The sequence below is a fragment of the Microcella frigidaquae genome (assembly GCF_014200395.1).
GTDB classification, from domain to species: Bacteria; Actinomycetota; Actinomycetes; order Actinomycetales; family Microbacteriaceae; genus Microcella; species Microcella frigidaquae.
Map to the genome: position 1 here is coordinate 1,248,630 of NZ_JACHBS010000001.1, position 25,662 is coordinate 1,274,291.

Below are 25,662 nucleotides of genomic sequence, written 5' to 3' on the forward strand. Positions count from 1 at the left end.
ACCCGTGCCCCCATTATGGTCCGGGCCGCGCCCTACAGCTTTTCGATCGGAGCGATTTTTATGAGGAGGCGCTTGCGCCCCGCGGTGTCGAACTGCACCTCGGCGATGCTCTTGGGCCCCACGCCGGTCACCGCGCTCACGGTGCCGTCGCCGAAGTCGACGTGGCGGATGCGGTCGCCGACCGCGAGCGTCAGGTCGCCGTTGTCGCGCACGCTCGCCGTGACCCGGTTGGCCCACTCGGTCTTGGGCTTGCCGGCGGGCGGCAAAGACGCCGAGTAGCGGAAGCCATCGCGGCCCGTGCCGAGGCTGCGCGTGCTCGAGCGGGCGCCCATGCCGGGCGAGTCGCGCCAGTCGATGAGCTCGCCCGGGATCTCCTGCAGGTACCGGCTCGGACTCGCGACCTGGGTGTCGCCGAAGGTCGAGCGCGTCATCGCGAGGCTCAGGTGCAGCACCTTGCGGGCGCGCGTGATGCCGACGTAGAACAGCCGGCGCTCCTCGGCCGGTCCGCCCGGCTCGGCCGCGCTCATCTGGTGCGGCAGCAGGTTCTCCTCCACCCCCGTGATGAAGACGGCGTCGTACTCGAGCCCCTTCGCGGTGTGCAGGGTCATGAGCGAGACCGTGCCGCTCGAGTCGTCGAGGTCGTCGGCGGCGGCGACGAGGGCCACCTCGGTGAGAAAGTCGACGAGCCGACCCTCCGGGTTGTTCTTCTGGAAGTCGCGGGTCACCGCCACGAGCTCTTCCACGTTCTCCGCCCGCGCCTCGTCTTGCGGGTCGCGGCTCGCGCGCAGGGCGGCGAGGTACCCGGTCGCCTCGATGATGCCCGTGAGCAGATCCGGCACCAGGGCCGTGCCGATCGAGTCGGCGGCGCGGTCGAGGATCGCGGCGAGGTCGAGGATGGCCGTGGTCACTTTGGGCCCGAGACCGAGCGCCGCGGCATCCCGCAGCGCATCGTGCATCGTGCCCCCGAGCTCGTCGGCATGGTTGGCGAGCGCCGTCTCGGTCGCCGGACCGATGCCGCGCTTCGGGGTGTTGAGGATGCGCCGCATGGCGAGGCCGTCGGCCGGGTTCGCCACCGCGATGAGGTAGGCCATGAGGTCTTTGATCTCGGCGCGCTCGTAGAACTTCGTGCCGCCCAGCACGCGGTAGGGCAGCCCGGCGCGGATGAAGATCTCCTCCAGCGCGCGGGTCTGGGCGTTGGTGCGGTAGAACACGGCGATCTGGCTGTAGGGCGTGCCCGCCTCATGCAGCTTCTGGATCTCGTCGGCGACGAACTGCGCCTCGTCGTGCTGCGTGTAGCCCGTGAAGCCGACGATCTTCTCGCCCGCGCCGACGGCCGTGAACAGGTTCTTGGCGATGCGGTCGAAGTTGTTGGCGATGACCGCGTTGGCCGCGTCGAGGATCGTCTGGGTCGAGCGGTAGTTCTGCTCGAGCAGCACGACCTCGGCGCCCGCGAAGTCGCGCTCGAACTCGACGATGTTGCGGATGTCGGCGCCGCGGAAGGCGTAGATCGACTGGTCGGAGTCGCCGACGACCGTGAGGCTGGCACCGGGGATGCCCCCGCTCGCGTCGAGCTCGACCCGGGTATCGGCGGGCACGTGCACGGGCTCGACCGGCCGGGTCAGCTCGCGGATGAGGGCGTATTGGGCGTGGTTAGTGTCTTGGTACTCGTCGATGAGGATGTGCCGGAAGCGCCGCTGGTAGAGCGCCGCGACCTTCGGGAAGGCGCGGAACAGGTAGACGGTCTGCGCGATGAGGTCGTCGAAGTCGAAGGCGTTCGCGCGCCGCAGCTCGGCCGTGTAGCGCCGGAATAGTTCGAGGAACATGACCTCGGTCGGGTCGTTCGGGTTGAGCTGGCGGCTGTAGCCCTCGGCGTCGACGAGCTCGTTCTTGAGCCGCGAGATCTTGCCCGCGACGGCGCTCACCGTGAAGCCCATCGTGTCGGCCTGCATCTCCTTCACGAGCCGCTTGATGAGCGCCCGCGAGTCGGCCGAGTCGTAGATCGTGAACGCGGCGCCGAAGCCGAACTGCTCGGCCTCGCGCCGCAGGATGCGCACGCAGGCCGAGTGGAACGTCGAGATCCACATGCCCTGCGCCGCCTCGCGCCCCACGAGCAGCTCGACGCGCTCGCGCATCTCGGCCGCGGCCTTGTTGGTGAAGGTGATGGCGAGGATCTGGCTCGGCCAGAGCTCGCGGTCGCGGATCAGCCGGGCGACCCGGCGCGTGAGGACGGCGGTCTTGCCCGACCCGGCGCCGGCGACGATGAGCAGCGCCTGCGCCCGGCTCAGCACCGCGGTGCGCTGCTGCGGGTTCAGCCCGTCGAGCAGAGGGTCGGCGTCGGCCACGGATGCGGAGGCGGGGGTGCTCATGACCGCCCCAGTCTAGGTCGCGCCCCCGACCGGATCGCGGCGAGCATCCGGTCGCCCCGCCCCATCGCTGGGCCCAAATGAAGGACGGCACCGCGCTCTCCACCGCGTGTCGCGCTGACACGCCGACGGATGCGCGCTGCAGTCCTTCACTTGTGCAGGACCCCCTCCCCGGGTCCGCCGCAAACCGGTACGTTCCACGCTGTCGACACGCGTATCCGCACACCGGGTGACGGCGCGACACTCCTGCGCATGACCTCGATCGAGCAACTGATCCGCCGCGCGGGCGGCGCTATCGCGACTCATGAGTTGCACGCCGCAGGCATCACTCGCACGAGCATCGTGAAGCTCCTCGACGCGGGCCGCATGCATCGCGTGCGGCAGGGGTGGTACGCGCTGCCGGACATCGCGCCGGTCGTGCGCCGGGCTGTCCGCGTGGGTGGCGTCCTCACCTGCGCCACAGCTCTCAGCGCCCATGGCTTCTGGTCCGTCTCCGACCGCGGCACCCACGTGCGCGTCCCGCGCAACGCGTGCCGCCTGCGCAGCGCTGAAGACTCCCGCCGTCGGCTCTCCGATCGACCGACGATGGTCACCGTTCATTGGCGCGATGGTTTCCCTGAGAGGCGCCGCCTGGTTGCGAGCCCTGAGGATGCACTCGACGACTGGTTCCGATGCGCTCCCCGCGATTGGGCCTTGGGCGGACTCGACTCCGTCATCCGCACGAGGCCGGTCGACCGGGAGAGACTCCTCGAGCGATATGGCGTGTCGGAGTGGGAGGGCGTCGACGGACGCTGCGAGTCAGGCACCGAGAACGTCTTCTATCGGCGGATGCTGAGGCTGGGCATCCACCCATGGAGACAGGTGCGCATTCCCGGGTCGAGCCCCTTCGACTTCCTGATCGGGTCCCGGCTCCTGGTGGAGGTTGACGGGGCGACCTTCCACGACGAGGCCGACCAGTTCGCCCGCGACAGGGCGAAGGATGCCTTCGCCCATGCCCTCGGGTATCTCCCCCTGCGCTTCAGCCACGACCAGGTGATTCACGGCTGGACCCACGTTGAGGCCGCAGTGCTCTCCGTCGTTGGGCGCGGCGACCACCTCCGCTGAACTCCCGAACCCGCAGACCGCGCCTCCTCGACGGGTTCGCACGAATGAAGGATTCCGCTCACCTCAGCACGGCGTGTCGCAGAGACACGCCGTGACGTTGGAAGGCGCGTCCTTCATTCGTGCATCGCGTGCTCGGGAGGGCGAGAGGACGGGCGGCGTCAGAGGGCCGCGCGCACCTCGAGCGCGAGGTCGGGGTGGTCGGCGAACACGCCGTCGAGACCGGTGCGCATGAGGGCGCCGAACCAGCTGTGCCAGTCGCCGTGCGCCGCCCCCGTCGAGCCCACCCGGCAGGGTGCGGGGAGGAAGCGGTTCTCGGGCCGGAGGGTCCAGGTGTAGACGCCGAGGCCGGCCGCGTGCGCGCGGTCGACGAGGTCGGAGGCGGCGAGCCCGCCGCCGATCGAGTGCCAGGCCGAGCCGGGCCGGTCGGTCTCCTTCGGTGCGGCCTTCACGAGCAGTGCCGTGTCGACGCTGATGCCGTCGATACCGGCGGCGCGCAGCCGGGCGAGCCCCGCGGTCGTCAGATGCCCCGCGTACGAGAGCGCGGCGCGGCCGTAGCGCGCGACGAGGTCGGCCGGGCTGCCCGCCTTCTCGAGCAGGTACACATACTCGGCGGGCAGGCCGCGCTGCTGCAGCTGCCCGAGCACCGTCTGCTCGAAGGCCTCGACCACCAGGCGGCCCGGATGCGCCGCCGCCCACGGCGCGAGCTCGGCCGCCAGCAGCTCGTCGAGCGGCAGGCCGATGCTCGCGAAGTAGGTGGCGTGCTTGACCTCGGCGACGAGGCGCACGGGCGCGCCCGAGGGAGCCGGTGCGGCCTCGGCGAGCATCCCGAGCAGGTCGCGAAGCCGCACGAGCGGGTAGTGCCCGTCGAACCGGGTCGAGGCGCCCCGCACCTGCGGCAGCCGCTCGCGCGCGCGGAGAGTGCTCAGCTCGGCCCAGGTGAAGTCCTCGGTGAACCAGCCGGTGAGCCGCTGCCCGTCGATCTCGCGCGTCGTGCGCCGATCGGCGAACTCGGGCCGGTCGGCGACGTCGGTGGTGCCCGAGATCTCGTTCTCGTGCCGCAGCACGAGCTCGCCGTCGCGCGTGGCCACGATGTCGGGCTCGATGGCCTCGGCCCCGAGGGCGAGCGCGAGCCGGTAGGCGGCCGCGGTGTGCTCGGGCCGGTAGCCGCTCGCCCCGCGATGCGCGACGACGAGGGGGCGCGGATGCTCGCGCGCGGTCTCGGGCGTGTGCTCGGTCACCCCGCCCACGGTACGGGATACCGTCGAGCGCATGAGCGACCCGACCGCGCCCGAGCCGGTGGCGGAGCCTGCGCTGGAGGCGGTATCAGCGCCGGAGCCTGCGCTGGAGGCGGTACCGGCGGCGGAGCCGTCCGCGGCGGCCGAGCGCCGCCCGCGGGCCGCGCACGCCGCGCGCCTCAACCCCCTCGCGGTCGCGGCGCTCGTGCTGGGCATCCTGCTCAGCCCGCTGGCGGCGCTGTTCGGCCACCTCGCGGTCGGGCAGATCCGGCGCTCGGAGGGCCGCGAGCGCGGCCGGACGATCGCCTGGGTCGCGGTGGGCCTCGGCTACCTCTGGCTGACCGCGCTGTTCCTCGTCGCCGTCGGACTCTCGGTCGCGCTCGGCGGCGGCGTTCTCGAGGGCGGCCTGCTCGACGATCTGCTGGGCGGCCTGCTCGGGCGGGTGCTCGGGGGATGACCGCGCGCGCCTGGGTCGAGCCCGCGGCGCTGCTGCCGCTGCGCTGGGGCGGCTACCGGGAGCGCGTCGTCGCCGGCCTCGTGCTGATCGTGGGCGGGCTCGTGCACCTCCAGGCCGCCAGCACCCTCAACCTGCTGCCGCTCGCCGTCGGCACGGCCGCGCACGTCGCCGGCTGGGCGATCCTGCCGGCGAGCGCGGGGCGACGCCTGGGGCCCGCCGGGCCGAGCGCGCTCGCCATCTGGCTGCTGCTCACCGGGCCGCAATCGATGTGGATCCTCATCGTGCCCTACGTCGGCTGGCTCGTCGCGCGGCACCGCCCGGCCCGCAGCTACCTGACCCTCGCCCCCGTGCTGCTCAACGGGGCGCTCGCGATCGCCCTCTTCCGCGAGTACGACCAGCAGCTGCTGGCGCTCGGCCTCTCGGCCGTGGTGCTCACCGGCTCCGCGTGGTGGGCGTGGGCGATGGCGCGCCCGGCCCCCGCATCCGCCGCCGTGACCGCGGAGCCGGGCAGCACGGGCACAGCAAGCGCATAGGCGCGCGACCGGGCCTTCCGAGGCGAGGTTCTCTACACTTCAGGCATGGCCACTTCCAACCCCGCTTTCTCCAACTCCCCTGCGTTCTCGCAGAGCGCCACCAAGGCGATCCAGTGGACGCAGGAGCCCTCCGCCCAGCAGCTCGACGAGCTGTACGCCCGCTCGGCAGCGACGCCCGACGCCATGGGCCGCATGACCTACGAGAACACGATCCAGAAGACCGTGCTGGCCTTCGTCGTGCTGCTCGCGACCGCGGCGGTCGGGTGGTTCATCCCGGCGCTCATGCTGCCCGCCGCGATCGTCGGTTTCGTGCTCGCGCTCGTGAACATCTTCAAGAAGGAGCCGTCACCGGCTCTCGTGCTCGCCTACACCGCGGCGCAGGGCCTGTTCGTCGGCGGCATCTCGATGTTCTTCGAGTCGGCCTGGCCCGGCATCGTCACCCAGGCGGTCATCGGCACCTTCGCCGTCGTCGGCGTGACGCTCGCCCTGTTCGCGAGCGGCAAGATCCGCGCCTCGAAGCGCGCCACGCAGATCTTCCTCGTCGCGATGATCGGCTACGCCGTCTTCTCGCTCATCAACATGGGCCTGATGCTGTTCGGCGTCACCGATGACCCGTGGGGTCTGCGCGGCATCGAGGGACCGTTCGGCATCCCGCTGGGCGTCATCATCGGCGTCTTCGTGATCCTGCTCGCGGCGTACTCGCTCGTGCTCGACTTCGACGCGGTGAAGACCGGCGTCGAGCGCGGCGCTCCCGCCAAGTACGGCTGGACGGCCGCCTTCGGCATCATGGTCACCGTCATCTGGCTCTACCTGGAGATCCTGCGCCTGCTGGCGATCCTCCGCGGCGAGTAGCCGGTACCGGACAGGCGAAGGGCCGCCCCCCGTGGGGGGCGGCCCTTCCATTCGACCGAGCGCCGGGACGGCGCTCGGAGTGACCGCGCGCGACGGCCAGAAATGGCCGTCGCCTTCAGCGCGGTCACTCCCACTCGATCGTTCCCGGCGGCTTCGACGTGACGTCGAGCACGACCCGGTTGACGCCGGCGACCTCGTTGGTGATGCGGTTCGAGATGCGGGCGAGCACGTCGTAGGGCAGGCGGGTCCAGTCGGCGGTCATCGCGTCCTCCGAGCTGACCGGTCGCAGCACGATCGGGTGCCCATAGGTGCGGCCGTCACCCTGCACGCCCACCGACCGCACGTCGGCGAGCAGCACGACCGGGCACTGCCAGATCTCCGCATCCAGGCCCGCCGCCGTCAACTCGGCGCGGACGATCGCGTCGGCTTCGCGCAGCAGGTCGAGGCGCTCCTGCGTCACCTCGCCGATGATGCGGATGCCCAGACCCGGGCCCGGGAACGGCTGACGGTTCACGATCTCCGCCGGCAGGCCGAGCTCGCGGCCGATGGCGCGCACCTCGTCCTTGAACAGGGCGCGCAGGGGCTCGACGAGCGCGAACTGCAGATCGTCGGGCAGGCCGCCCACGTTGTGGTGGCTCTTGATGGTCGCGGTGCCCGAGCCGTGGCCCGACTCGACGATGTCGGGGTAGAGCGTGCCCTGCACGAGAAAGTCGATCGATCCCCCCTCGTCGGCCGCCTCCGCGACCAGGTCGGCGGCGGCCTGCTCGAAGGTGCGGATGAACTCGCGGCCGATGATCTTGCGCTTGGTCTCGGGCTCGGTCACGCCCGCGAGGGCGGTGAGGAACTGCTCGCGAGCATCCACCGTCACCAGACGGATGCCCGTCGCCGCGACGTAGTCCTCCTCGACCTGGCGGCGCTCGTCGGCGCGCAGCAGGCCGTGGTCGACGAAGACGCAGACCAGCTGGTCGCCGACCGCCTCGTGCACGAGCGCGGCCGCGACGGCCGAGTCGACGCCGCCGGAGAGGCCGCAGATGACGCGGGCGTCGCCGATCTGGGCACGGATGCGCTCGACCTGCTCGGCGATGACGTTGCCGCTGTTCCAGTCGGCGGGGATGCCCGCCGCGCGGTGCAGGAAGTTCTCGAGCACGCGCTGGCCGTACTCGGAGTGCTTGACCTCGGGGTGCCACTGCACGCCGTAGAGTTTGCGCTCATCGTCGGCGAAGGCCGCGACGGGGGTGTCGGCGGTCGAGGCGAGCACCGTGAAACCCTCGGGGGCGCGGGCGACGGAGTCGCCGTGGCTCATCCAGGTGGTCTGGGTGGGCGGCTGCTCGGCGAGCAGCGCGCCGCCGTCGCCGTGCACGGTCATGGTCGTGGCGCCGTACTCGCGGCGGCCGGTCTGCGCGACCTCGCCGCCGAGCTGCTGGGCCATCACCTGGAAGCCGTAGCAGATGCCCATCACGGGCAGGCCGAGGGCGAGGATGCCCGGGTCGAGGCTCGGCGAGCCCGGCTCGTAGACGCTCGAGGGGCCGCCGGAGAGCACGATGCCGGCCGGGTTCTTCGCGGCGACCTCGGCGGCCGTGATGCTGTGCGGCACGATCTCGCTGTAGACACCGGCCTCGCGCACGCGGCGGGCGATCAGCTGGGCGTACTGGGCGCCGAAATCGACGACGAGGACGGGGCGGTGCGCGGTGTCGCTCACGCGGAGACCTCGCTCACGCCGGCCCCGGTACCGGCCGCGGAGTCGGACGCGGCGGTGCGCGCCTCGAGATCGGCGATGATCGCCTCGATCTGGCGCGGCACCTGCCGCTCGAAGAAGAACGACAGCAGCGGGACGATGCCGCCCATGGCGATCCAGACGAACTTCCAGAATGGCCACCGCAGCAGGCGCCAGAGCAGGAAGTCGCAGGCGAGGTAGAGCACGTACAGCCAGCCGTGCACGGCGAGCAGCAGGATCGACACGTTGACGCCGGTGATCGCGTCGGGGTCGGTCAGGGCGAGCAGCTGGCCCGAAGCGCCGTTGAACTCGATGTCGACGCCGAAGCCGTACCGGGTCACCATCATGACGACGAGTCCGAGCAGGAAGGTGCCGGTGAGCACCGACGAGACCTTGTAGACCGCGAGGGCGCGGCGGATGAGCGGGATGTCTGAGGGCTGAGGGCCGAACGCCATGCGCTCAGTCTAGAGCCGCGGTCTGAGCGGCTTCTCGGCCCGCAGACCGGGCAGGCTCGGGCTCGGCACGCTCGGGCCCGGCACCCTCGGGGTCGGCGGCGCGCGCCTGCTCCTTCTCCTGCTCATCCTTCACCAGCCGCCACCACAGGTAGATGGCGAAGCCGCCGAAGATCACCCACTCGATCGCGTAGAACAGGTTCAGCAGGTTCAGCTCGGTCGGCGCCTCCGGCGGCGGGGCGGCGATCGTCGAGAGACCCGGCGGCGCCTCGTCGAGCACGAGGTAGCCCGAGTACACCGTGTCGACCGACGCCCACAGGTTGATCAGCTCGGCCACCGCGATCGCGGTGCGCTCCCCCGCCTCGAAGTCGCTGACCTGCGGTGACTCGCTGGGTACGTAGCGCCCGGTGAGCTCCGCCTCCCCCGACGGCAGGTTCGGGATGCCCGCTCCGACCTCCCCGTAGCCCACGGCCACGGCGAGGCTCGCGCCGCTGTCGGTCACGAGGTGCCGGATGATCCAGTCGCCCGGCTCGCCCCGGGTGCCGGAGCCGTCGTCGCCGCTGAGCCGGCCGGTGACGACGAGGTCGTCGCCCTCGGCCCACGTGCCGCTCACGGTCACGAGCCGGCCGCTGGCCTCGGTGGTCATGACCTGCTGCGGCTCGGCCACCGACGTGAGGGGCACCGGCGTCTCGGTGTCGCGGGTGTCCTCGGCCGTCGACTCGAGCGAGCGCTCGAGCTGCCACTGGCCGAGGGCGGCGAACCCGCCCGCGATGCCGAGCGCGAGCAGCAGGGCCGCGATCCAGCGCGGGCGCCGGGCGATGCGCCAGAAGCCGGGCGCGCTCACGACCGCGTCAGACACCTCAACCCGCCTTCCCGATGGGGGATTCAGCGGGCCGTGTACGGCGCGACGACGACGTCGACCCGCTGGAACTCCTTGACGTCGGAGTACCCGGTCGTCGCCATCGATCGTCGCAGAGCGCCCATGAGATTCGCCTGACCGTTGGCGGTCGAGCTCGGCCCGAACAGCAGCTGCTGGAGCGGCGCCAGCTGCCCGACCTGCACGCGGCGGCCCCGCGGCAGCTCGGGATGGTGCGCCTCGGGGCCCCAGTGCCACCCGCCACCCGGAGCATCCGTCGCCCGCGCGAGCGCCGTGCCGAGCATGACCGCGTCGGCACCCATGGCCACCGCCTTGACGATGTCGCCACTGGTGCCGAGTCCGCCGTCGGCGATGACGTGCACGTAACGGCCGCCCGACTCGTCCATGTAGTCGCGGCGCGCGGCGGCGACATCGCTGACCGCGGTCGCCATCGGCGCCTGGATGCCCAGGCTGAGCCGCGTCGTGCTGGCAGCCCCGCCGCCGAAGCCGACGAGCACGCCCGCCGCGCCGGTGCGCATGAGGTGCAGGGCCGCGGTGTACGTCGCCGCGCCGCCGACGATCACCGGCACGTCGAGCTCGTAGATGAACTTCTTGAGGTTGAGGGGCTCGGTGCTGTTCGACACGTGCTCGGCGCTCACGGTGGTGCCGCGGATCACGAACAGGTCGACGCCGGCGTCGAGCACGGCCTGGTGATGCTCCTGCGTGCGCTGGGGGCTCAGCGCGGCGGCGACCGGCACGCCCGCCGCGCGGATCTCCGCCAGCCGCGCGCCGATCAGCTCGGGCTTGATGGGCTCGGCGTAGATGCGCTGCATCTCGGCCGTCGCGCCCGCGTCGTCGAGCTCGCGGATGCGGGCGAGCTGCGCCTCCGCATCCTCATAGCGGGTCCACAGCCCCTCGAGGTCGAGCACGCCGAGGCTGCCGAGCCGCCCGAGGGCGATGGCGGTCGCCGGGCTCACGACCGAGTCCATGGGCGCGGCGATCACCGGGATGCTGAACGTCAGCGCGTCGATGGTCCAGTTGAGCGACACCACCTCGGGGTCGCGCGTGCGCCGGCTCGGCACCACGGCGATGTCGTCGAAGGAGTACGCCCTGCGTGCCCGCTTGCCGCGGCCGATCTCGATCTCCGTCACCCGCCCAGCCTATCGGGCGCGGCGCGAGCGAGGCAGGCGGTGGGGCGCGCGGGCGGCGGGGTAGCGTGGCGACGAGCGAGAGGAGCCGCCATGGCCGGCAGCGCACTGGGCATCGAACGACCGGGAGACCGCGACGCCGCACCCCTGCGCGTCGCCGTCGTCGGCACCGGCGGCTGGGGCGCCCAGCACGCCCGGGCCCTCGCCGCGCGCCTCGACTGCGAGCTCGTCGCCGTCGTCGGCCGCGACCCCGGGAGGGCCGCGGTGCGCGCGGCCGACTACGGGGCGCGCGCCTACACCTCGATCGACGGGATGCTCGAGGCCGAGCATCCCGACCTGGTCACCGTCAGCCTGCCGAACGAACAGCACTTCGAGCCCACGATGCAGCTGCTGCGCGCGGGCGTCCCCCTCCTGGTCGAGAAGCCGCTCGTCTTCGACCTCGACGAGGCGGATGCGCTGCTCGAGGCCGCTGGCGACACGTTCTTCGCCATCAACTTCAACCACCGCTACGCCGAGCCCGTGCTGCGAGCACGGGCGGCGGTGCAGGCCGGCGAGCTCGGCGAGCTCGTGTTCGCCACCTGGCGGTTCGGTGGTGAAGCGAACCGCGGTCCCTCACCGCACGCCAACCTCATCGAGACCCAGTGCCACGGCTTCGACCTGCTCGAGCACCTCTGCGGCCCGATCGCCTCGATCTCGGCGCAGATGACCCGCATGACCTACGGCGCGTACAGCACGGTGGCCCTCGCGCTCGAGTTCGCCTCCGGCGCGGTCGGCACCATGCTCGGCTCGTACGACTCGTCGTACGCCTACCCCGACACCCAGCGGGTCGAGCTGAACGGCACCGCGGGGCGGGCGGTCATCCGCGACACGGTGCGCGAGCTGTCGCTGCAGTCGGTCGGCGACGAGACGGAGCGCGTCTGGCGGGCCGGCTACTTCGACGACGAGGCTCGGTCGTTCGAGCGCACGATGGACCGGCACCTGGATGCGGTGCTCACCGCTCTGCGCACGGGCGCCCCGCCGCCCGTCCGCGCCTCGGCGGGTCGGCGCGCTCTCGAGCTCGCGCACGCCGCGATCCGCGCCCACGAGACCGGGGCCCGCGTGCCGACGCTGCCCGCGGGCGGCGCGTAGCCCCGCCCGCCCGCGGGCAGCCCACCCGCACACTGCCACGTCGTCCGTTTCTCGCACGGAATGCGACACCTCACACGTCTCAGCGCGTATGAGGTGTCGCATTCCGTGTGAGTCAGCCACGCCGTGCTCGTCGCGACCGCAGAGGTACACCCGCCGCCTCGAGTTTGTGCCGCAGGCGGCGCGGGTCGCGCAGGTCGTCCGTCACGACCCTGAGCATCCCGTCGCCGGTGGCGCGAATCGCATCCTCGCGGTCCTTCTCCTCGATGACCACCTGCTCAGGAGTGCGCCCGCCCCGAACCTCTCCCGCCTTGTACTTGAGGCTGCCGTCGAACTCCCCCGCGAGCCGGATGCTCGGCCACCGGAAATCCGAACGGAACAGTCGACCATCCGACAGCCGGTACCCGTGCTGCAGGTCGGGAACCTCGAACCCCAACTGGTGGATGAGCACGCGCATCCACGACTCGCCCGGTGACTCCGAGCGACCGTCCGCGAACACGAGCGCACGCTCGAGACGAGCCCCGCCGCGCACGACGCCGAGTTCGGCTGCGGTCGCACGGATCTCCTCGAGAGTTGTCGCCGGGGCGCCGGGGTGCCGCCGCACGCGCACAGCCCAGTCAATCGCGGCCACCGCACGCGCGAACGACGACCGCACCGCGAGCTCAACAGTCGTCCGCGGAAGATCCGTGACCGTGACGCCTCGGCGCTCCACCACGCGGTACCGATCATCGGCAGTCGCCCAGTACCGGAGGTCGGAGACCTGCCGCGTTGCGCGAGCATGCCACCCCAGCACATCGACCCTCGGCGAGTACTCGTCCTCCAGGATCGGTACACCCCAGACGCGTGCCGCAGAGAGACCGCACAGCGGCTGGCGGACACGCCCTCGGGTTGCGGCAGCCGTGACGCGGAGCAGTTCGCGCTCCCACGGCTTCAGGTCGACGATGACCCCGGCCGGTATGTAGATTCCGCGCACGAGTCGCGCGAAGTCTCCCCGAGCGGTCGCGCGGTGAACGACGCGTACGAGCGACGGGTCGTCGACCTCGGCGACAACGACGACGTGGTCGAGTGCCTCATCGAGGGCGGCGGCGGGGGCAGCGGGGGCAGCAACGGTGGTGGCGGCGGCGGCGGTGGCGGCGGTGGCGGCGGTGGCGTTCATGGTGGCACCATGCCCCGATCGGCAGCCGCAGGCCCCGTGCGCGTCCGCGCTGTGCACGACTCCCCCCTCGTCGCCCTCTGGGAGGGACGACCCACCGTGCCTCACATCGTTTGCGACCGCTCCCACGATTCGGGTCGTGGGAAGTGTCGCGAATGATGTGAGGCGGCGAGGGATGTTGCCGCCCCGCCAGCGAGGGCCAACCAGCTACCGGGCACCGACCTACCCCCAACCGGCTACCGGGCACCGACCTACCCCCAACCGGCTACCGGGCACCGACCTACCCCCAACCGGCTACCGGGCACCGACCTACCCCCAACCAGCTACCGGGCACCGACCTACCCCCAACCAGCTACCGGGCACCGACCTACCCCCGACCAGCTACCGGGCACCGACCTACCCCCGACCGGCTACCGGTCGCCAGCGACCGGCGCGCGGCCAGCGGCTACCGGCGGTAGTTCGGCGCCTCGACGACCATCTGGATGTCGTGCGGGTGCGACTCCTTGAGGCCCGCGGCGGTGATGCGCACGAACGTGCCGCGCTGCTTGAGCTCGTCGATCGTACGGGCACCGGTGTAGAACATCGACTGCCGCAGGCCGCCGAGCAGCTGGTACACGACCGAGCCGACCGGGCCGCGGTAGGGCACCTGTCCCTCGATGCCCTCGGCGATGAGCTGCTCATCGCTGGGCACATCGGCCTGGAAGTAGCGGTCGCGCGAGTACGAGGTCTTCGTGCCGCGGGTCTGCAGCGCGCCGAGCGAGCCCATACCGCGGTACGACTTGAACTGCTTGCCGTTGACGAAGATCAGGTCGCCCGGGCTCTCGTCGGTGCCGGCGAGCAGCGAGCCGAGCATGACGGTATCGGCACCGGCGACGAGCGCCTTCGCGATGTCGCCCGAGTACTGCAGGCCGCCGTCGGCGATGACCGGAACGCCGGCCGCGCGGGCCGCGAGCGCGGCCTCGTAGACGGCGGTGACCTGCGGCACGCCCACGCCCGCGACGACGCGGGTCGTGCAGATCGAGCCGGGGCCCACGCCGACCTTCACGGCGTCGGCACCCGCATCCACGAGCGCCTGGGCGCCCGATCGGGTGGCGACGTTGCCGCCGATGACGTCGATGTGCGCGAAGGCGGGGTCGCCCTTGAGGCGCGCGATAATCTCGAGCACGCCGCGGCTGTCACCGTTGGCCGTGTCGACGACGATGACGTCGACGCCAGCGTCGCGCAGGGCCCCCGCGCGGTCCCAGGCGTCGCCGAAGAAGCCGATGGCGGCGGCCACGCGGAGGCGGCCCTCCTCGTCCTTCGTCGCGTTCGGGTACTGCTCGCTCTTGTCGAAGTCCTTGACCGTGATGAGGCCGTGCAGGCGGCCCTCGTCGTCGACGAGCGGCAGCTTCTCGATCTTGTGCTGGGCGAAGAGGGCGAGCACGTCCTCCTGCGAGATACCGACCGGGCCGGTGATGAGCGGCGCCGGGGTCATCACGTCGCGCACGCGGGTGGTCGCGGCCTCGAAGCGCGAGACGAAGCGCATGTCGCGGTTCGTGATGATGCCGACGAGGCGCCCATCGCCCTCGACCACGGGCAGGCCGGAGACGCGGAACTGCCCGCAGAGAGCATCCACCTCGGCGACCGTCGCGTCGGGAGTGGTCGTCACGGGGTTGGTGATCATGCCCGACTCGGAGCGCTTCACCTTGTCGACCTGCAGCGCCTGGTCGTCGATCGAGAGGTTGCGGTGCACGACGCCGAGGCCGCCCTGGCGCGCCATGGCGATGGCCATGCGCGACTCCGTGACGGTGTCCATGGCCGCCGACAGCAGGGGCGCATGAACACGGATGCGCCGCGTCAGCCGCGATGCCGTGTCGGCCTCGCTCGGGATGACGTCGGTGTGCGCCGGCAGGAGCATGACGTCGTCGTACGTGAGTCCGATGAATCCGAAGGGATCGGGCTGGTCCATCTGCTCCCCTGAGGTCGTGGGTGATGTGTGAGCGTTCCCGCGCACGGCGGGTCGCGAGACCCGGGATGCCGCGCTGGATTCCGGTGTCTCATCTTAAGCCGGTTAGGTCGAAACGTATTCCGTGGCAATAATGGCTTGGCGGACCGCCCTATCCGGAAACCCCCCGGAAACAGACAGTCCGTATCGTCACCGTCGACGACCAGGGCCTGCTGGCCCGCGAGAGCCTGGCTCTCGACCCCCGAAACGACCTGGAGGTTTCGTGGCACACGCTGCTAGCAGACCGTTCACCAGGCGAGCACCGCGGCGTTTCGCCGCCGTGATCCTCGCCGGAATCGTCAGCGCACTCAGTCTCTCGATGGCGGCTCCCGCCGCCGCGGACGAGGTCGGGCTGGACGAGTACGACTTCAAGATCAGCGGCCTCGTCGAGCTCGCCGACGAGCCGCTCGCCGACGTGCTGCTGGTCGTCGAGGGCGGCGGGTTCCGCGTCGAGGTCGAGAGCGGTGAGGACGGCCGCTGGGCGGTCGGCGTGCCCGAGAAGGGCGACTTCACCGTGACCCTCGACGAGAACACGCTGCCCGAGGGCATCGCGGTGATCGACCCCGAGGACGAGACGCCGAACGTGCGCGAGATCACCGTCGGGCAGTCGGGCAGCGCCGTGGCGAACTTCTTCATCGGTCAGGGCGAGCGCAACACGGTGAGCCTCTTCGACCAGGTGGTCGAGCGACTCTTCAACGGCCTCAACTTCGGCCTGCTGCTCGCGCTCGCCGCGATCGGCCTCTCGCTGGTGTTCGGCACCACCGGCCTCAGCAACTTCGCCCACGCCGAGCTCGTGACCTTCGGTGGCCTCATGACGCTGCTCTTCGGCGTCGTACTCGGCTGGCCGATCTGGATCGCGATCCCGATCGCGCTCATCCTCAGCGCCGGGCTCGGCTACGTCAACGACGCGGCGCTCTGGAAGCCGCTGCGCCGCAAGGGCGTGGGCCTGATTCCGATGATGATCGTCTCGATCGGTCTCTCGCTCGCCGTGCGGTACATCTTCCAGCTGTTCGTCGGCGGCGACACCCAGCAGCTGCCGGGAGCCACCGACACGACGCTCTCGATCGGCGCCTTCGGCCTGTCGTGGACGGATGTCGCGAGCATGGCGATCAGCGTGATCGTGCTCCTCGGCGTCGCCTACTTCCTGCTCCGCACCCGCATCGGCAAGGCGACCCGCGCAGTCTCCGACAACCCCGCGCTGGCGGCCGCGAGCGGCATCGACGTCGACCGGGTCATCCGCGTCGTGTGGGTCATGGCGGGCGCGCTCGCGGGCCTGTCGGGCATCCTCTGGGCCTACTTCCGTCCGGGCGTGAGCTGGGACATGGGCTTCCAGATCCTGCTGCTCACCTTCGCCGCGGTCACGCTGGGCGGTCTCGGCACGGCGTTCGGCGCCCTCGTCGGCGCCCTGATCGTGGGCCTCTTCGTCGAGATCTCGACGCTCGTGATCCCCTCCGACATGAAGTACGTCGGGGCGCTGGTGATCCTCATCCTGGTGCTGCTGGTGCGGCCTCAGGGCATCCTCGGACGCAAAGAACGAATCGGCTAGGGGCTGACCATGATCGACTGGATCCTTCTCTTCTCCAACGCCGCGCAGGAGATCATCTCCCCGACGACGGCCGCCTACGCCCTGGCCGCCCTCGGCCTGGCGATCCACTTCGGGTTCACGGGCCTGCTGAACTTCGGTCAGGCGGGCTTCATGATGCTCGGGGCCTACGGCTTCGCGATCGCGACCCTCACCTTCGGCTGGCCGGTCTGGGCGGCGATCCTCACGGGCGTCGTGGCCTCGATCGTCTTCGCGCTGATCCTCGGAATCCCGACCCTGCGGCTGCGCGCCGACTACCTCGCCATCGTGACCATCGCGGCAGCCGAGATCGTACGCCTGCTGTTCACGACGAACACCTTCGAGCCGGTGACCGGCTCGGCGAACGGTCTGCAGGGCTACAAGGGCGGCTTCGAGGCCCTGAACCCGCTGCTGCTGTTCTTCAACGAGAACGACCTGATCGGGTTCGGCCCGTGGGTCTACAACCCCTACGACTGGTGGGTGCGCATCTTCGGCTGGAGCCTCGTGGCCCTCGCCGCGTTCATCACCTGGCGCCTGTTCAAGAGCCCCTGGGGCCGCGTGATCAAGGGCATCCGCGAGGATGAGGACGCCGTGCGCGCCCTCGGCAAGAACGTCTACTTCTACAAGATGCAGTCGCTCGTGATCGGCGGTGTCTTCGGTGCCCTCGCCGGCATGATCTTCATCCTGCCCCGCGCGGTCGTGCCGTCGAACTACCAGACGTCGCTGACGTTCTTCATCTACGCGATCCTGCTGCTGGGCGGGGCCGCGACGGTGTTCGGCCCGATCATCGGCTCCGTCATCTTCTGGGTGCTGCTGTCGTTCTTCTCGGGCTTCATCGCCCGAGCGGTCGAGGTGGGCTGGCTGCCGTTCCTGTCGAACGTCCAGGCCGGTCAGCTCCGCTTCATCCTGGTCGGCATCGCGATCATGTTGATCGTCATCTATCGACCGCAAGGAATCTTCGGGAACAAGAAGGAGCTGGCCTTTGTCAAGTAGCGCCGGCGCCCAGGGCGCCCCCATCAAGTCGACCGGCCTGCACATCGGTGAGCCGGCTCCCGGGGTGAAGAAGGTCGACCCGATCATCGTGGCCGACAACATCACCCGCACCTTCGGCGGCCTCACGGCCGTCCAGGTCGAGCACCTGGAGATTCCGCGCGGTGCGATCACGGCTCTCATTGGCCCGAACGGTGCCGGCAAGACCACGCTGTTCAACCTGCTGACCGGCTTCGACAAGCCCGACACCGGCGAGTGGACCTTCGACGGTCAGGGCATCTCGGGCATCCCGGCCTTCAAGGTGGCCCGGAAGGGCCAGGTGCGCACCTTCCAGCTCACCAAGGCGCTGGGCCTGCTGACCGTGCTGGACAACATGAAGCTCGGCGCGAAGGGCCAGAGCGGCGAGAGCCTCGCCCGCGCCCTCTTCCCGTGGTTCTGGCGCAAGCAGGAGCAGGCGATCGAGGAGCGGGCGATCGAGCTGCTCACCCGCTTCAAGCTCGACGCCAAGAAGGACGACTACGCGGCCAGCCTCTCCGGCGGTCAGCGCAAGCTGCTCGAGATGGCGCGCGCCCTCATGAGCGAGCCCAGCCTGGTCATGCTCGATGAGCCGATGGCCGGCGTGAACCCGGCCCTCACGCAGTCGCTGCTCGACCACATCCTCGACCTGAAGACCCAGGGCATGACGGTGCTCTTCGTCGAGCACGACATGCACATGGTGCGCCACATCGCCGACTGGGTGGTCGTCATGGCGGAGGGCCGCGTGGTCGCCGAGGGCGACCCGCACGAGGTGATGGCCAACCCCGCCGTCATCGACGCCTACCTGGGCTCGCACCACGACGAAGACCTGGGCAACCTCGACACCGGGGTCATGACCGCGATCAAGGAGCTGGCTGATGACGACGCCGACGACGACAAGCACTGAGTCCGTGACCGAGACCCGCAAGGTCGTCGTCCACGTCGACAACGTCACCGCGGGCTATCTGCCGGGCATCAACATCCTGAACGGATGCTCGCTCACGGCCCACGACGGCGAGCTGATCGGCATCATCGGCCCGAACGGTGCCGGCAAGTCGACGCTGCTCAAGGCGATCTTCGGTCTCGTGAAGGTGCGCGAGGGCACGATCTCGCTGTACGGAGACGACATCACCAACATGAAGGCCAACAAGCTGGTGGCCAAGGGGGTCGGCTTCGTGCCGCAGACGAACAACGTCTTCCCGACGCTCACCATCCAGGAGAACCTCGAGATGGGCCTCTTCCAGAAGCCCAAGGAGCTCGACCACCGGCTCGAGTTCGTCATCTCGATCTTCCCCGAGCTCGGCAAGCGCCTCAGCCAGCGCGCCGGCTCGCTGTCGGGCGGTGAGCGCCAGATGGTGGCGATGAGCCGCGCGCTCATGATGAGCCCCGAGGTGATCCTGCTCGACGAGCCGAGCGCCGGCCTGTCGCCCGTGCGGCAGGACGAGGCGTTCCTCCGCGTGAAGGAGATCAACAAGGCCGGCGTCACAACGATCATGGTCGAGCAGAACGCCCGCCGCTGCCTGCAGATCTGCGACCGCGGCTACGTTCTCGACCAGGGCACCGATGCCTACACGGGCACCGGCCGTGAGCTGCTGAACGACCCGAAGGTCATCGGCCTCTACCTGGGCACCCTCGGCCAGGAATAGACCGTCAGACGGCCGTACAGGGCCCCGCAGAGCCATTCGGCTCGGCGGGGCCCTTTCACGGTGCGCCCGAGCTCGCTCGAACGACGGTGACGCGGGGGTGGAACGGGCGGTCGTCGCGCGTGGGGGCTGTGGAACGCCGCTGTCTCCGTCGTTGCTCCGAAGTGGAGGAGGGCAAAGGAGAGAAGTCGGGACACAAGGGAGGGGCCCCGGCGTGATGCCGGGGCCCCTCGCTGTACCGCTCGTGCGTGTCTTAGTTGATGCGCACGAAGGTGTTGTCGGCCTGGTACTCGAAGATACCGATCGTGGCCTCGGTCGGGTCACCGTTCTCGTCGAAGGTGATGGGGCCGGAGGCGCCGTCGTAGTCGATGACACCGCCGTCGGCGAGGATCGCCGCGCACGACGCGAAGTCGGCGCACTTCTCGCCGCCGCCCGAGCCACCCGAGACCTCCTGCAGCTTCGCAGCCATGTCGGCACCCTCGGTCGAGCCGGCCGCGAGAGCGGCGAGCGCGAGGAGGATGACGGCGTCGTACGACTCAGCCGCGTAGCTGAACTCGGTCAGGTCGGGGTCGACCTCGAGGAGGCGGTCCTGGAAGTTGCCGAGGCTCGAGATGTCGAGACCCGGGAGGGTGCCCTTGGCGCCCTCGATCAGGCCCGGCTCGAAGTCGGCGCTGTAGTCGGCGAGGTTGCCGTCGACGAAGTACAGCTGGCTGCCGGGGTAGCCGGCACCCACCAGGGCGGGAACGACGACCTTGGCCTGGTCGAACGTGATCACGGCGATCGCGTCGGGGTTGGCGGCGGTCAGCGCGGAGACCTGAGCGTCGAAGCTCGTGTCACCCTCGTTGAACAGCTCCTCGGCGACGACCTCGCCACCGGCCGCCTCGAACGTGGCGCGCAGGGCGCCGGCGAGGCCGGTGCCGTAGGCGTCGTTCAGGACGAGCAGGCCGAGCGTGGCAGCGCCCTCCTCGGCGATCAGGTTGCCGAGAACCTCGCCCTGGAGCAGGTCGCTCGGAGCGTTGCGCCAGTAGAGGCCGTTGTCGTCATAGTTCGTGAAGTCGGGCGAGGTGTTCGCCGGCGAGAACTGCACGACGCCCGCACCGACGATCTGGTCGATGACGGTGAACGACACACCCGACGACGCGGCACCGATGATGGCGGTCACGTCCTGCGAGAGCAGGTCGGTCACCGAGACGGTGGCGGTGTCGGTCGTGGTGTCACCCGAGTCGCGGTAGATGGCCTCGACGGTGATGCCGAGACCGGCCTCGTTGACCTCCTGGACGGCGAGAGCAACACCCGCCTCCTCGGGCGGGCCGAGGAAGGCCAGGGCACCACTCTGCGGGAGGATGGTGCCGATCTTGAGAGTCAGGTCTTCGGCGGGGCCAGCAGGCGCCTCCTCAGCCGGCGCGCAGCCGCTCAGAACGAGCGCGCTGGCACCCACGACGGCAATGCCGCCGAGGATCGACTGAAGAGAGCGAGAGCGACGGCCAGAGCCGGAAGTGAAAACGCCCATGTTGCTCCTTGGGTTCATTGGTGTTCAGGATGCAGGCACAACAGTGCCCGTTGTGCCACCGTACGGTGTTCAGTAGGCGTTCACAACCGATTAGGGTTACAGCCCTGTAACACCCTGAAACACTGTCGCGCCGAGGGGTCTGCGACGGATTCCTTGCGCGTGCACGCTCACCGACGAGGGTTTTCGTCGACTTTCGTGCCCGGCGCCCCTGAGCCGTCCGTGCGCGGTGCTATCGGGCGACGATCGGCAGGTCGCCGAACAGTTCCGCCCGATTCTCCGCGGTGTAGCGGTACAGCCTCAGCACGCCGTCGATGACATCGCCGGCGTCATCGAGGGTGAGGGGGCCCGAGAGCCCGTCGTAGTCGATCGCGGGCTCGGTCTCGAGCACCGAGAGGCACTCGCCGAAGCTGGCGCAGGGTACGCCCGAGCCGGCCGCGTCGGCGAGGCTGCGGGCGATCGAAGGCCCGCCGTCGTCCTCGGCGAGCACCGCGGCGAGCGCGGCGAGCACGACGGCGTCGTAGGCCTCGGGTCCGAAGCGCGCACTGCGCAGGAAGGGGTCGGACTGCTGGAGCCGCGCGAGCAGCTCGTCGGAGACGACCGCGCCCTCGAGCACGCCGTTGACCCCCTCGAGCACGCCCGCCTCGACGGCCTCGGAGAAGTCGGAGAGGTTCTGCGAGGTCAGCCAGAGCGACTCGGGCGCGATGCCCCGCTCGATGAGCGCGGTCAGCACGCGGGCGTTCTGCTCGGCGAGGCTCGCCCCGGTCGCGACGACGACCGCCTCGGGGTCTCCCCCGGCGATGCTGAACGCCAGACGGGCGGGGTTGGTGGCCGCATCCAGCTGCTCGATGCCGCTCAATCGCATGCCGCGCTCGTCGAGCGCCGCGCGCACGGCGAGCTCGAAGGAGAAGCCGAGCTGGTCGCCGGTGGTGACGAGCGAGACAGCCTCGACGCCGTCGCTCTCGAGCGCCGCGACGATGGCGCGAGCCTGCTGGTCATAAGCGGGAATGGTCCGGAAGAAGACGCCGGGCGGCGTCGCCGAGCGGACGGTCGGGTAGGTCGCGGCGGGAGAGATGACGGTGATGTCGGCGGCGGCGGCGAGGGGCACGAGCCGCTCGGCGAGCGCCGAGGTGGCCGGGCCGATGATGACATCGACGCCGCGCTCGACGAGGTCGGCGAAGGCGGTCTCCAGCCGGTCCTCTTCCGCGGTGCCCGAATTGCGGTAGAGCACCTCGACGGGCTGGCCCAGCACCCCGCCGGCGGCATTGATGTCGCGCACGGCGACCTCGACGGCGGCGACCATGCCGGGGCCGATGAAGGCGATGTCGCCCCTCATCGGCAGCAGCGTGCCGATGCGCAGCACGCCATCGCCCGTCGGCACGAGGGTCTCGGTGGGCGTGGGGGTCGGGGTCGGCAGCGGACGGGGCGCGGCGCAGCCCACGAGGAGCGCGCCGGTGGCGAGCGCGGCGAGCGCCGCGACGGCGGCACGAGCGGCGTGCCGGGGAGCACCGAGTCGGCGGGCGCCGGGTCGGCGCGCATCGGTCGGGGAAGCGGGGCGACGCGGCATGGCGAGGCTCCTTCCGGGCGTCCAGGGGCTACCGGAACTGTAGCGGCCCGCCCGTAGGCTGGTGCGGTGACCGCGCCGTCGCCCCCGCACCTGACCGCGCCGTTCGCGGCGGTGCCGGTCGAGCGCGCGGCAGCCCTGCTGGCCCGCACGCACGCGCTCGCGGTCGATGCCGTCGAGCGGCTGGCGACCGAGCGCGACGACACCTTCCGGGTGCGGTCCGGCGACCGGATGCTCGTGGCCAAGCTGGCGCACCCGCTCGACGATCCGCGCGTGGTGGCCGATCAGCTGGCCGTGCTCGAGGCGCTGGCCCGCATCCGCCCCGACCTGCCGGTGCCGCGCGTGCTGCCCGCCGCCGACGGCGCCCTGTCAGCCACGATCCAGACCGTCGACGGGCCGCGCCTGCTGCGGGTGCTCACCCACCTCGACGGCGAGACGCTGGGCTCGGCGCCGCGGTCGCTCGGCGACCTGCGCGCACTGGGTGCCCTGCACGCCCGCCTGGCCCGCGCGATCGCGGCGATCGGCGATGCGGCCGACCCGCCCCTGCAGGGCGCCCCGACGGAGTGGAACCTGCTCGCGCTCGAGCGCTACGGCCCGCTCGTGCCCGCGATCGGCGACCCGGCGCTGCGGTCGGCCATCGCCGCGGTCATCGAGCGGGCGGCGGATGCGGTGCTCGCGCCCGCGCGCGCCCTGCCCGCGGTGCTCGCGCACAACGACCTGCACGGCGACAACGTGCTCGTACGGCCGGGGCCGCCCGGCACCCCGCTGGAGGTGACGGGGGTGCTCGACTTCGGCGACATGACCCGCACCGCGCGGGTCGCCGACCTCGCCGTCGCCGCCTCGTACGCCCGCGGCCGGGTCGGCGAGGCCGGTCCGCCCTGGGCCGCGGCGACCGCCTACGTGGCGGGCTACGAGAGCGTCGAGCCGCTCGACCCGGCCGAGCACGCGCTGCTGCCCGACCTGGTTCTGCTGCGGCTGGCCCAGCGCGGCATCCTGAACTCGGCCATCGCCGCCGCGAACCCCCGGGCCGCGGAGTACGCGAGCCGCAACCTGAGCGCCATCGCCCGCGACCTGCGCGAGCTGGGCGCGAGCACCCCGCACCGCATCGGAGGCACCCCGTGATCGGACCCGCCACGTACTACCGGCCCGAGCACCGCGCCGCGCTCGACGAGCGCACGCGCGCGCTCATCGACCGGCGCGAGGCGGTGCTGTCGCCCGGCTACCGGCTGTTCTACGCGCACCCCGTCGAGTTCGTGCGCGGCAGCGGCACGAAGCTGTACACGCGCGACGGCGAGGAGTTCCTCGACGTGTACAACAACGTGCCCGTGGTCGGGCATGCGCACCCGCGGGTGGCGGCGGCGATCGCCGAGCAGGCGGCGCGGCTGAACACCCACACGCGGTACCTCGACGAGGGGCTCATCGACTATGCCGAGCGACTGGTCGAGGCCTTCCCCGCTGCGCTCGACACCCTCACCTTGGTCTGCACGGGCTCGGAGGCGAACGATCTCGCGCTGCGGGTGGCGAAGCAGGCGACCGGACACCGCGGCGTCATCGTGACCGAGAACGCGTACCACGGCGTCACGACCGAGATCGCGGCGATCTCGCCCTCGCTCGGCGGCGACGACTCGCTCGCCGCCTGGACCCGCACCGTGCGGCCGCCGGTCGGCGACGGGCGGGCGATGGTGGCGGATGCGGAGCGCGCGATCGCCGCGCTGCAGGCCGCCGGGCACGGCGTGGCCGCGCTCATCGTCGACACCGCCTTCGCCAGCGACGGCTTCCTCGCCCCCTCCCCCGCGACCCGCGCCACCCTCGCCGCCGTCGCCGCGGCGGTGCGCGCCGCGGGCGGGCTGGTCATCGCCGACGAGGTGCAGCCCGGCTTCGGCCGGCTCGGCGCCACCGCAGAGAAGCCGAGCCTCTGGGGCTTCGTCCGGCACGGCCTCGACCCCGACCTGGTGACGATCGGCAAGCCGATGGCGAACGGCCTCCCGGTCGCGGGGCTCGTCGCGCGGCGGCCGCTCATGGCCGCGTTCGGCGAGCGCGTGCGGTACTTCAACACCTTCGCCGGCACGCCCGTCTCGGTCGCGGCCGCACGCGCGACGTGGGAGGTGCTGCACGACGAGGGCCTGCCGCAGCACGCCGGGGCCGTGGGGGCCGCCCTGCTCGGCATGCTCCGCGAGCTGACGGGGGGGCACCCGCGGCTGCGCGACCCGCGCGGTGCGGGGCTCTACCTCGGCGTCGACGTCGTCGATCCGGCGACGGGGCTGCCCGACCAGCCGGCCGCCACGGCCCTGGTGAGCGGGCTGCGCGAGCGGCGCATCCTGATCAGCGCGTCGGGGCGCGACAACGCGGCGCTCAAGATCCGCCCGCCGCTGCCGTTCTCGCACGGAGACGCCGAGCGGTTCATCACGGAGCTGGAGGGAGCCCTGCGCGACCTCGGCTGACGGCGCGCCGACGGTGCACGACCGCCTCGGCGGTGAGCACCGCGAGCGCGAGCCAGACGAGGGCGAAGCCGATCCAGCGCTCGAGCGGCATCGGCTCGAGCAGCACGAGCACGCCGAATGCGAACTGCATGAGCGGCGCCAGGTACTGGATGAAGCCCATCACGGTGAGCGGCAGGCGGCGCGATGCGGCGGCGAACAGCAGCAGCGGCACCGCGGTGATGACGCCAGCGAGCGAGAGCAGCAGCGCGTGGCCGAGACCGGCGCGTCCCATCGTGATGCCCCCGGTCAGCTCGACGGCGACGAGCGCGACCACGGCGACGGGCACGAGCCAGGCGGTCTCGAGGGTGAGGCCCGCGACGGCGGTGACGCGCCCGCCCATGCGGTTCTTGATGAAGCCGTAGAAGCCGAAGGAGAAGGCCAGGGTGAGCGCGATCCACGGCGGCTGTCCGTAGCCGATCGCCAGCACGAGCACGGCGAGCACGCTGATGCCGACCGCGGCCCACTGGCCGGGCCGCAGCCGCTCGCGCAGGAAGATCACGCCGAGGCCGATCGAGACGATCGGGTTGATGAAGTAGCCGAGCGCGGCCTCGACGACGAAGCCGCTCGTCGAGCCGTAGACGTACACGATCCAGTTGATGGCGATGAGGATGCCGGCCACGAGGCTCAGCCCCATGACCCGCCGGTCGCGCAGCAGCGCGGCGAACGGCCGGAAGGCCCGGGTCGCCGCGAGCAGGATCACGCAGAAGACGAGGGAGAGCGCGATGCGCCAGGCGACGATCTCGATCGGGCCGGCCGGCTCGAGCAACAGGAAGTAGGCGGGCAGGAAGCCCCAGAGTCCGTAGGCCCCGACCGCCAGCGCGAGCCCGGAGGGCGACAGGCGGTTCTCGGGCACAGGGTCACTGTAGTCCGCGCCGGAGGCCGCCCCGACAGCACGAACCCCCGGTCGCACGGATGCGCGCCGGGGG

The 25,662-nt window shown here is 71.2% G+C and carries 22 protein-coding genes; 11 read left to right on the forward strand and 11 right to left on the reverse strand.

Annotation, left to right across the window (positions count from 1 at the left end):
- Nucleotides 1–32: 32 nt before the first annotated feature.
- Nucleotides 33–2,366 (reverse strand): ATP-dependent helicase, encoded by a 2,334-nt coding sequence (locus BJ959_RS06160; RefSeq protein ID WP_153983013.1) that lies wholly within the window; start codon nt 2,364–2,366, stop codon nt 33–35.
- A 249-nt stretch (nt 2,367–2,615) separates the two neighbouring features.
- Between BJ959_RS06160 and BJ959_RS06165 the strand changes: the two genes are divergently transcribed.
- Nucleotides 2,616–3,467, forward strand: a complete 852-nt coding sequence (locus BJ959_RS06165; protein WP_165879059.1) for a type IV toxin-antitoxin system AbiEi family antitoxin domain-containing protein — start codon at nt 2,616–2,618, stop codon at nt 3,465–3,467.
- Nucleotides 3,468–3,625: 158 nt separating this feature from the next.
- Here BJ959_RS06165 and BJ959_RS06170 read toward each other — a convergent pair whose 3' ends face one another.
- Entirely contained in the window at nt 3,626–4,705 is a 1,080-nt protein-coding gene (locus tag BJ959_RS06170) for a glycerophosphodiester phosphodiesterase family protein (RefSeq protein ID WP_341800053.1), read from the reverse strand.
- Nucleotides 4,706–4,736: 31 nt separating this feature from the next.
- Here BJ959_RS06170 and BJ959_RS06175 point away from each other — a divergent pair, with 31 nt between their 5' ends.
- The 3 genes from BJ959_RS06175 to BJ959_RS06185 are packed head-to-tail and all read left to right on the forward strand — an operon-like array spanning nt 4,737 to nt 6,544.
- On the forward strand, nt 4,737–5,159 hold the full coding sequence (locus BJ959_RS06175; RefSeq protein ID WP_153983016.1) for a DUF4190 domain-containing protein: 423 nt from the start codon (nt 4,737–4,739) through the stop codon (nt 5,157–5,159).
- Nucleotides 5,156–5,692 carry a hypothetical protein gene (locus tag BJ959_RS06180; protein ID WP_153983017.1) on the forward strand — a complete coding sequence of 179 codons (537 nt, stop codon included), beginning with the start codon at nt 5,156–5,158 and terminating at the stop codon, nt 5,690–5,692. The genes BJ959_RS06175 and BJ959_RS06180 overlap by 4 nt, the downstream gene beginning before the upstream one ends.
- Nucleotides 5,693–5,737: 45 nt before the next feature.
- On the forward strand, nt 5,738–6,544 hold the full coding sequence (locus tag BJ959_RS06185; RefSeq protein ID WP_153983018.1) for a Bax inhibitor-1/YccA family protein: 807 nt from the start codon (nt 5,738–5,740) through the stop codon (nt 6,542–6,544).
- A 124-nt stretch (nt 6,545–6,668) separates the two neighbouring features.
- On the opposite strand, the gene guaA is transcribed toward BJ959_RS06185, so the two are convergent.
- From guaA to BJ959_RS06205, 4 genes are read right to left on the reverse strand one after another with little or no spacing between them, the layout of a single operon-like run.
- Nucleotides 6,669–8,243 carry a glutamine-hydrolyzing GMP synthase gene (gene guaA, locus BJ959_RS06190; protein WP_183321908.1) on the reverse strand — a complete coding sequence of 525 codons (1,575 nt, stop codon included), beginning with the start codon at nt 8,241–8,243 and terminating at the stop codon, nt 6,669–6,671.
- Nucleotides 8,240–8,713, reverse strand: a complete 474-nt coding sequence (locus BJ959_RS06195) for a DUF3817 domain-containing protein (RefSeq protein ID WP_153982830.1) — start codon at nt 8,711–8,713, stop codon at nt 8,240–8,242. Before BJ959_RS06195 ends, guaA begins: the two co-directional genes overlap by 4 nt.
- A 4-nt stretch (nt 8,714–8,717) precedes the next feature.
- Nucleotides 8,718–9,569: an SURF1 family cytochrome oxidase biogenesis protein gene (locus tag BJ959_RS06200; RefSeq protein WP_153982829.1), complete on the reverse strand. Its 852-nt coding sequence runs from the start codon at nt 9,567–9,569 to the stop codon at nt 8,718–8,720.
- Between the two features lie 26 nt (nt 9,570–9,595).
- Nucleotides 9,596–10,717, reverse strand: a complete 1,122-nt coding sequence (locus tag BJ959_RS06205; RefSeq protein ID WP_153982828.1) for a GuaB3 family IMP dehydrogenase-related protein — start codon at nt 10,715–10,717, stop codon at nt 9,596–9,598.
- A gap of 90 nt (nt 10,718–10,807) precedes the next feature.
- Here BJ959_RS06205 and BJ959_RS06210 point away from each other — a divergent pair, with 90 nt between their 5' ends.
- Nucleotides 10,808–11,842 carry a Gfo/Idh/MocA family protein gene (locus BJ959_RS06210; protein WP_153982827.1) on the forward strand — a complete coding sequence of 345 codons (1,035 nt, stop codon included), beginning with the start codon at nt 10,808–10,810 and terminating at the stop codon, nt 11,840–11,842.
- A 112-nt stretch (nt 11,843–11,954) separates the two neighbouring features.
- Here the strand turns inward: BJ959_RS06210 and BJ959_RS06215 are convergent, their stop codons facing one another.
- The gene (locus BJ959_RS06215; RefSeq protein WP_165879043.1) at nt 11,955–12,995 is read right to left on the reverse strand and encodes a hypothetical protein; all 1,041 of its coding nucleotides are present in this window, start codon (nt 12,993–12,995) and stop codon (nt 11,955–11,957) included.
- Nucleotides 12,996–13,437: 442 nt separating this feature from the next.
- A complete protein-coding gene (guaB, locus tag BJ959_RS06220) occupies nt 13,438–14,940 on the reverse strand; it encodes an IMP dehydrogenase (protein WP_153982825.1) in 1,503 nt (500 codons plus the stop codon).
- 355 nt (nt 14,941–15,295) lie between these two features.
- Here guaB and BJ959_RS06225 point away from each other — a divergent pair, with 355 nt between their 5' ends.
- The 4 genes from BJ959_RS06225 to BJ959_RS06240 are packed head-to-tail and all read left to right on the forward strand — an operon-like array spanning nt 15,296 to nt 19,188.
- On the forward strand, nt 15,296–16,522 hold the full coding sequence (locus BJ959_RS06225) for a branched-chain amino acid ABC transporter permease (protein ID WP_153982824.1): 1,227 nt from the start codon (nt 15,296–15,298) through the stop codon (nt 16,520–16,522).
- 12 nt (nt 16,523–16,534) lie between these two features.
- A complete protein-coding gene (locus BJ959_RS06230; protein ID WP_153982839.1) occupies nt 16,535–17,530 on the forward strand; it encodes an ABC transporter permease subunit in 996 nt (331 codons plus the stop codon).
- Entirely contained in the window at nt 17,520–18,449 is a 930-nt protein-coding gene (locus BJ959_RS06235) for an ABC transporter ATP-binding protein (protein ID WP_153982823.1), read from the forward strand. Before BJ959_RS06230 ends, BJ959_RS06235 begins: the two co-directional genes overlap by 11 nt.
- The gene (locus tag BJ959_RS06240) at nt 18,421–19,188 is read left to right on the forward strand and encodes an ABC transporter ATP-binding protein (RefSeq protein ID WP_153982822.1); all 768 of its coding nucleotides are present in this window, start codon (nt 18,421–18,423) and stop codon (nt 19,186–19,188) included. Before BJ959_RS06235 ends, BJ959_RS06240 begins: the two co-directional genes overlap by 29 nt.
- A gap of 250 nt (nt 19,189–19,438) precedes the next feature.
- On the opposite strand, the gene BJ959_RS06245 is transcribed toward BJ959_RS06240, so the two are convergent.
- Together BJ959_RS06245 and BJ959_RS06250 are read right to left on the reverse strand one after the other, a co-directional pair.
- Entirely contained in the window at nt 19,439–20,695 is a 1,257-nt protein-coding gene (locus BJ959_RS06245) for an ABC transporter substrate-binding protein (protein ID WP_153982821.1), read from the reverse strand.
- A 229-nt stretch (nt 20,696–20,924) separates the two neighbouring features.
- The gene (locus BJ959_RS06250; protein WP_153982820.1) at nt 20,925–22,259 is read right to left on the reverse strand and encodes an ABC transporter substrate-binding protein; all 1,335 of its coding nucleotides are present in this window, start codon (nt 22,257–22,259) and stop codon (nt 20,925–20,927) included.
- Nucleotides 22,260–22,325: 66 nt separating this feature from the next.
- Between BJ959_RS06250 and BJ959_RS06255 the strand changes: the two genes are divergently transcribed.
- Both BJ959_RS06255 and BJ959_RS06260 read left to right on the forward strand, forming a co-directional pair.
- Nucleotides 22,326–23,378 (forward strand): phosphotransferase, encoded by a 1,053-nt coding sequence (locus tag BJ959_RS06255; RefSeq protein WP_153982819.1) that lies wholly within the window; start codon nt 22,326–22,328, stop codon nt 23,376–23,378.
- The gene (locus BJ959_RS06260; RefSeq protein ID WP_165879046.1) at nt 23,375–24,697 is read left to right on the forward strand and encodes an aminotransferase class III-fold pyridoxal phosphate-dependent enzyme; all 1,323 of its coding nucleotides are present in this window, start codon (nt 23,375–23,377) and stop codon (nt 24,695–24,697) included. Before BJ959_RS06255 ends, BJ959_RS06260 begins: the two co-directional genes overlap by 4 nt.
- On the opposite strand, the gene rarD is transcribed toward BJ959_RS06260, so the two are convergent.
- Nucleotides 24,660–25,589 (reverse strand): EamA family transporter RarD, encoded by a 930-nt coding sequence (rarD, locus tag BJ959_RS06265; protein ID WP_153982818.1) that lies wholly within the window; start codon nt 25,587–25,589, stop codon nt 24,660–24,662. The two genes, BJ959_RS06260 and rarD, sit on opposite strands and share 38 nt — an antisense overlap.
- Nucleotides 25,590–25,662 lie beyond the last annotated feature (73 nt).

Excerpts from the sequence above, each read along its gene's own strand:
- BJ959_RS06215 (WP_165879043.1), bottom strand. The coding sequence starts at position 12,995 with ATGAACGCCACCGCCGCCACCGCCGCCACCGCCGCCGCCGCCACCACC.
- BJ959_RS06195 (WP_153982830.1), bottom strand. The coding sequence starts at position 8,713 with ATGGCGTTCGGCCCTCAGCCCTCAGACATCCCGCTCATCCGCCGCGCC.
- BJ959_RS06210 (WP_153982827.1), top strand. The coding sequence starts at position 10,808 with ATGGCCGGCAGCGCACTGGGCATCGAACGACCGGGAGACCGCGACGCC.
- BJ959_RS06250 (WP_153982820.1), bottom strand. The coding sequence starts at position 22,259 with ATGCCGCGTCGCCCCGCTTCCCCGACCGATGCGCGCCGACCCGGCGCC.
- BJ959_RS06185 (WP_153983018.1), top strand. The coding sequence starts at position 5,738 with ATGGCCACTTCCAACCCCGCTTTCTCCAACTCCCCTGCGTTCTCGCAG.
- BJ959_RS06175 (WP_153983016.1), top strand. The coding sequence starts at position 4,737 with ATGAGCGACCCGACCGCGCCCGAGCCGGTGGCGGAGCCTGCGCTGGAG.
- BJ959_RS06180 (WP_153983017.1), top strand. The coding sequence starts at position 5,156 with ATGACCGCGCGCGCCTGGGTCGAGCCCGCGGCGCTGCTGCCGCTGCGC.
- BJ959_RS06160 (WP_153983013.1), bottom strand. The coding sequence starts at position 2,366 with ATGAGCACCCCCGCCTCCGCATCCGTGGCCGACGCCGACCCTCTGCTC.
- BJ959_RS06165 (WP_165879059.1), top strand. The coding sequence starts at position 2,616 with ATGACCTCGATCGAGCAACTGATCCGCCGCGCGGGCGGCGCTATCGCG.
- BJ959_RS06225 (WP_153982824.1), top strand. The coding sequence starts at position 15,296 with ATGGCGGCTCCCGCCGCCGCGGACGAGGTCGGGCTGGACGAGTACGAC.
- BJ959_RS06245 (WP_153982821.1), bottom strand. The coding sequence starts at position 20,695 with ATGGGCGTTTTCACTTCCGGCTCTGGCCGTCGCTCTCGCTCTCTTCAG.
- BJ959_RS06240 (WP_153982822.1), top strand. The coding sequence starts at position 18,421 with ATGACGACGCCGACGACGACAAGCACTGAGTCCGTGACCGAGACCCGC.
- guaB (WP_153982825.1), bottom strand. The coding sequence starts at position 14,940 with ATGGACCAGCCCGATCCCTTCGGATTCATCGGACTCACGTACGACGAC.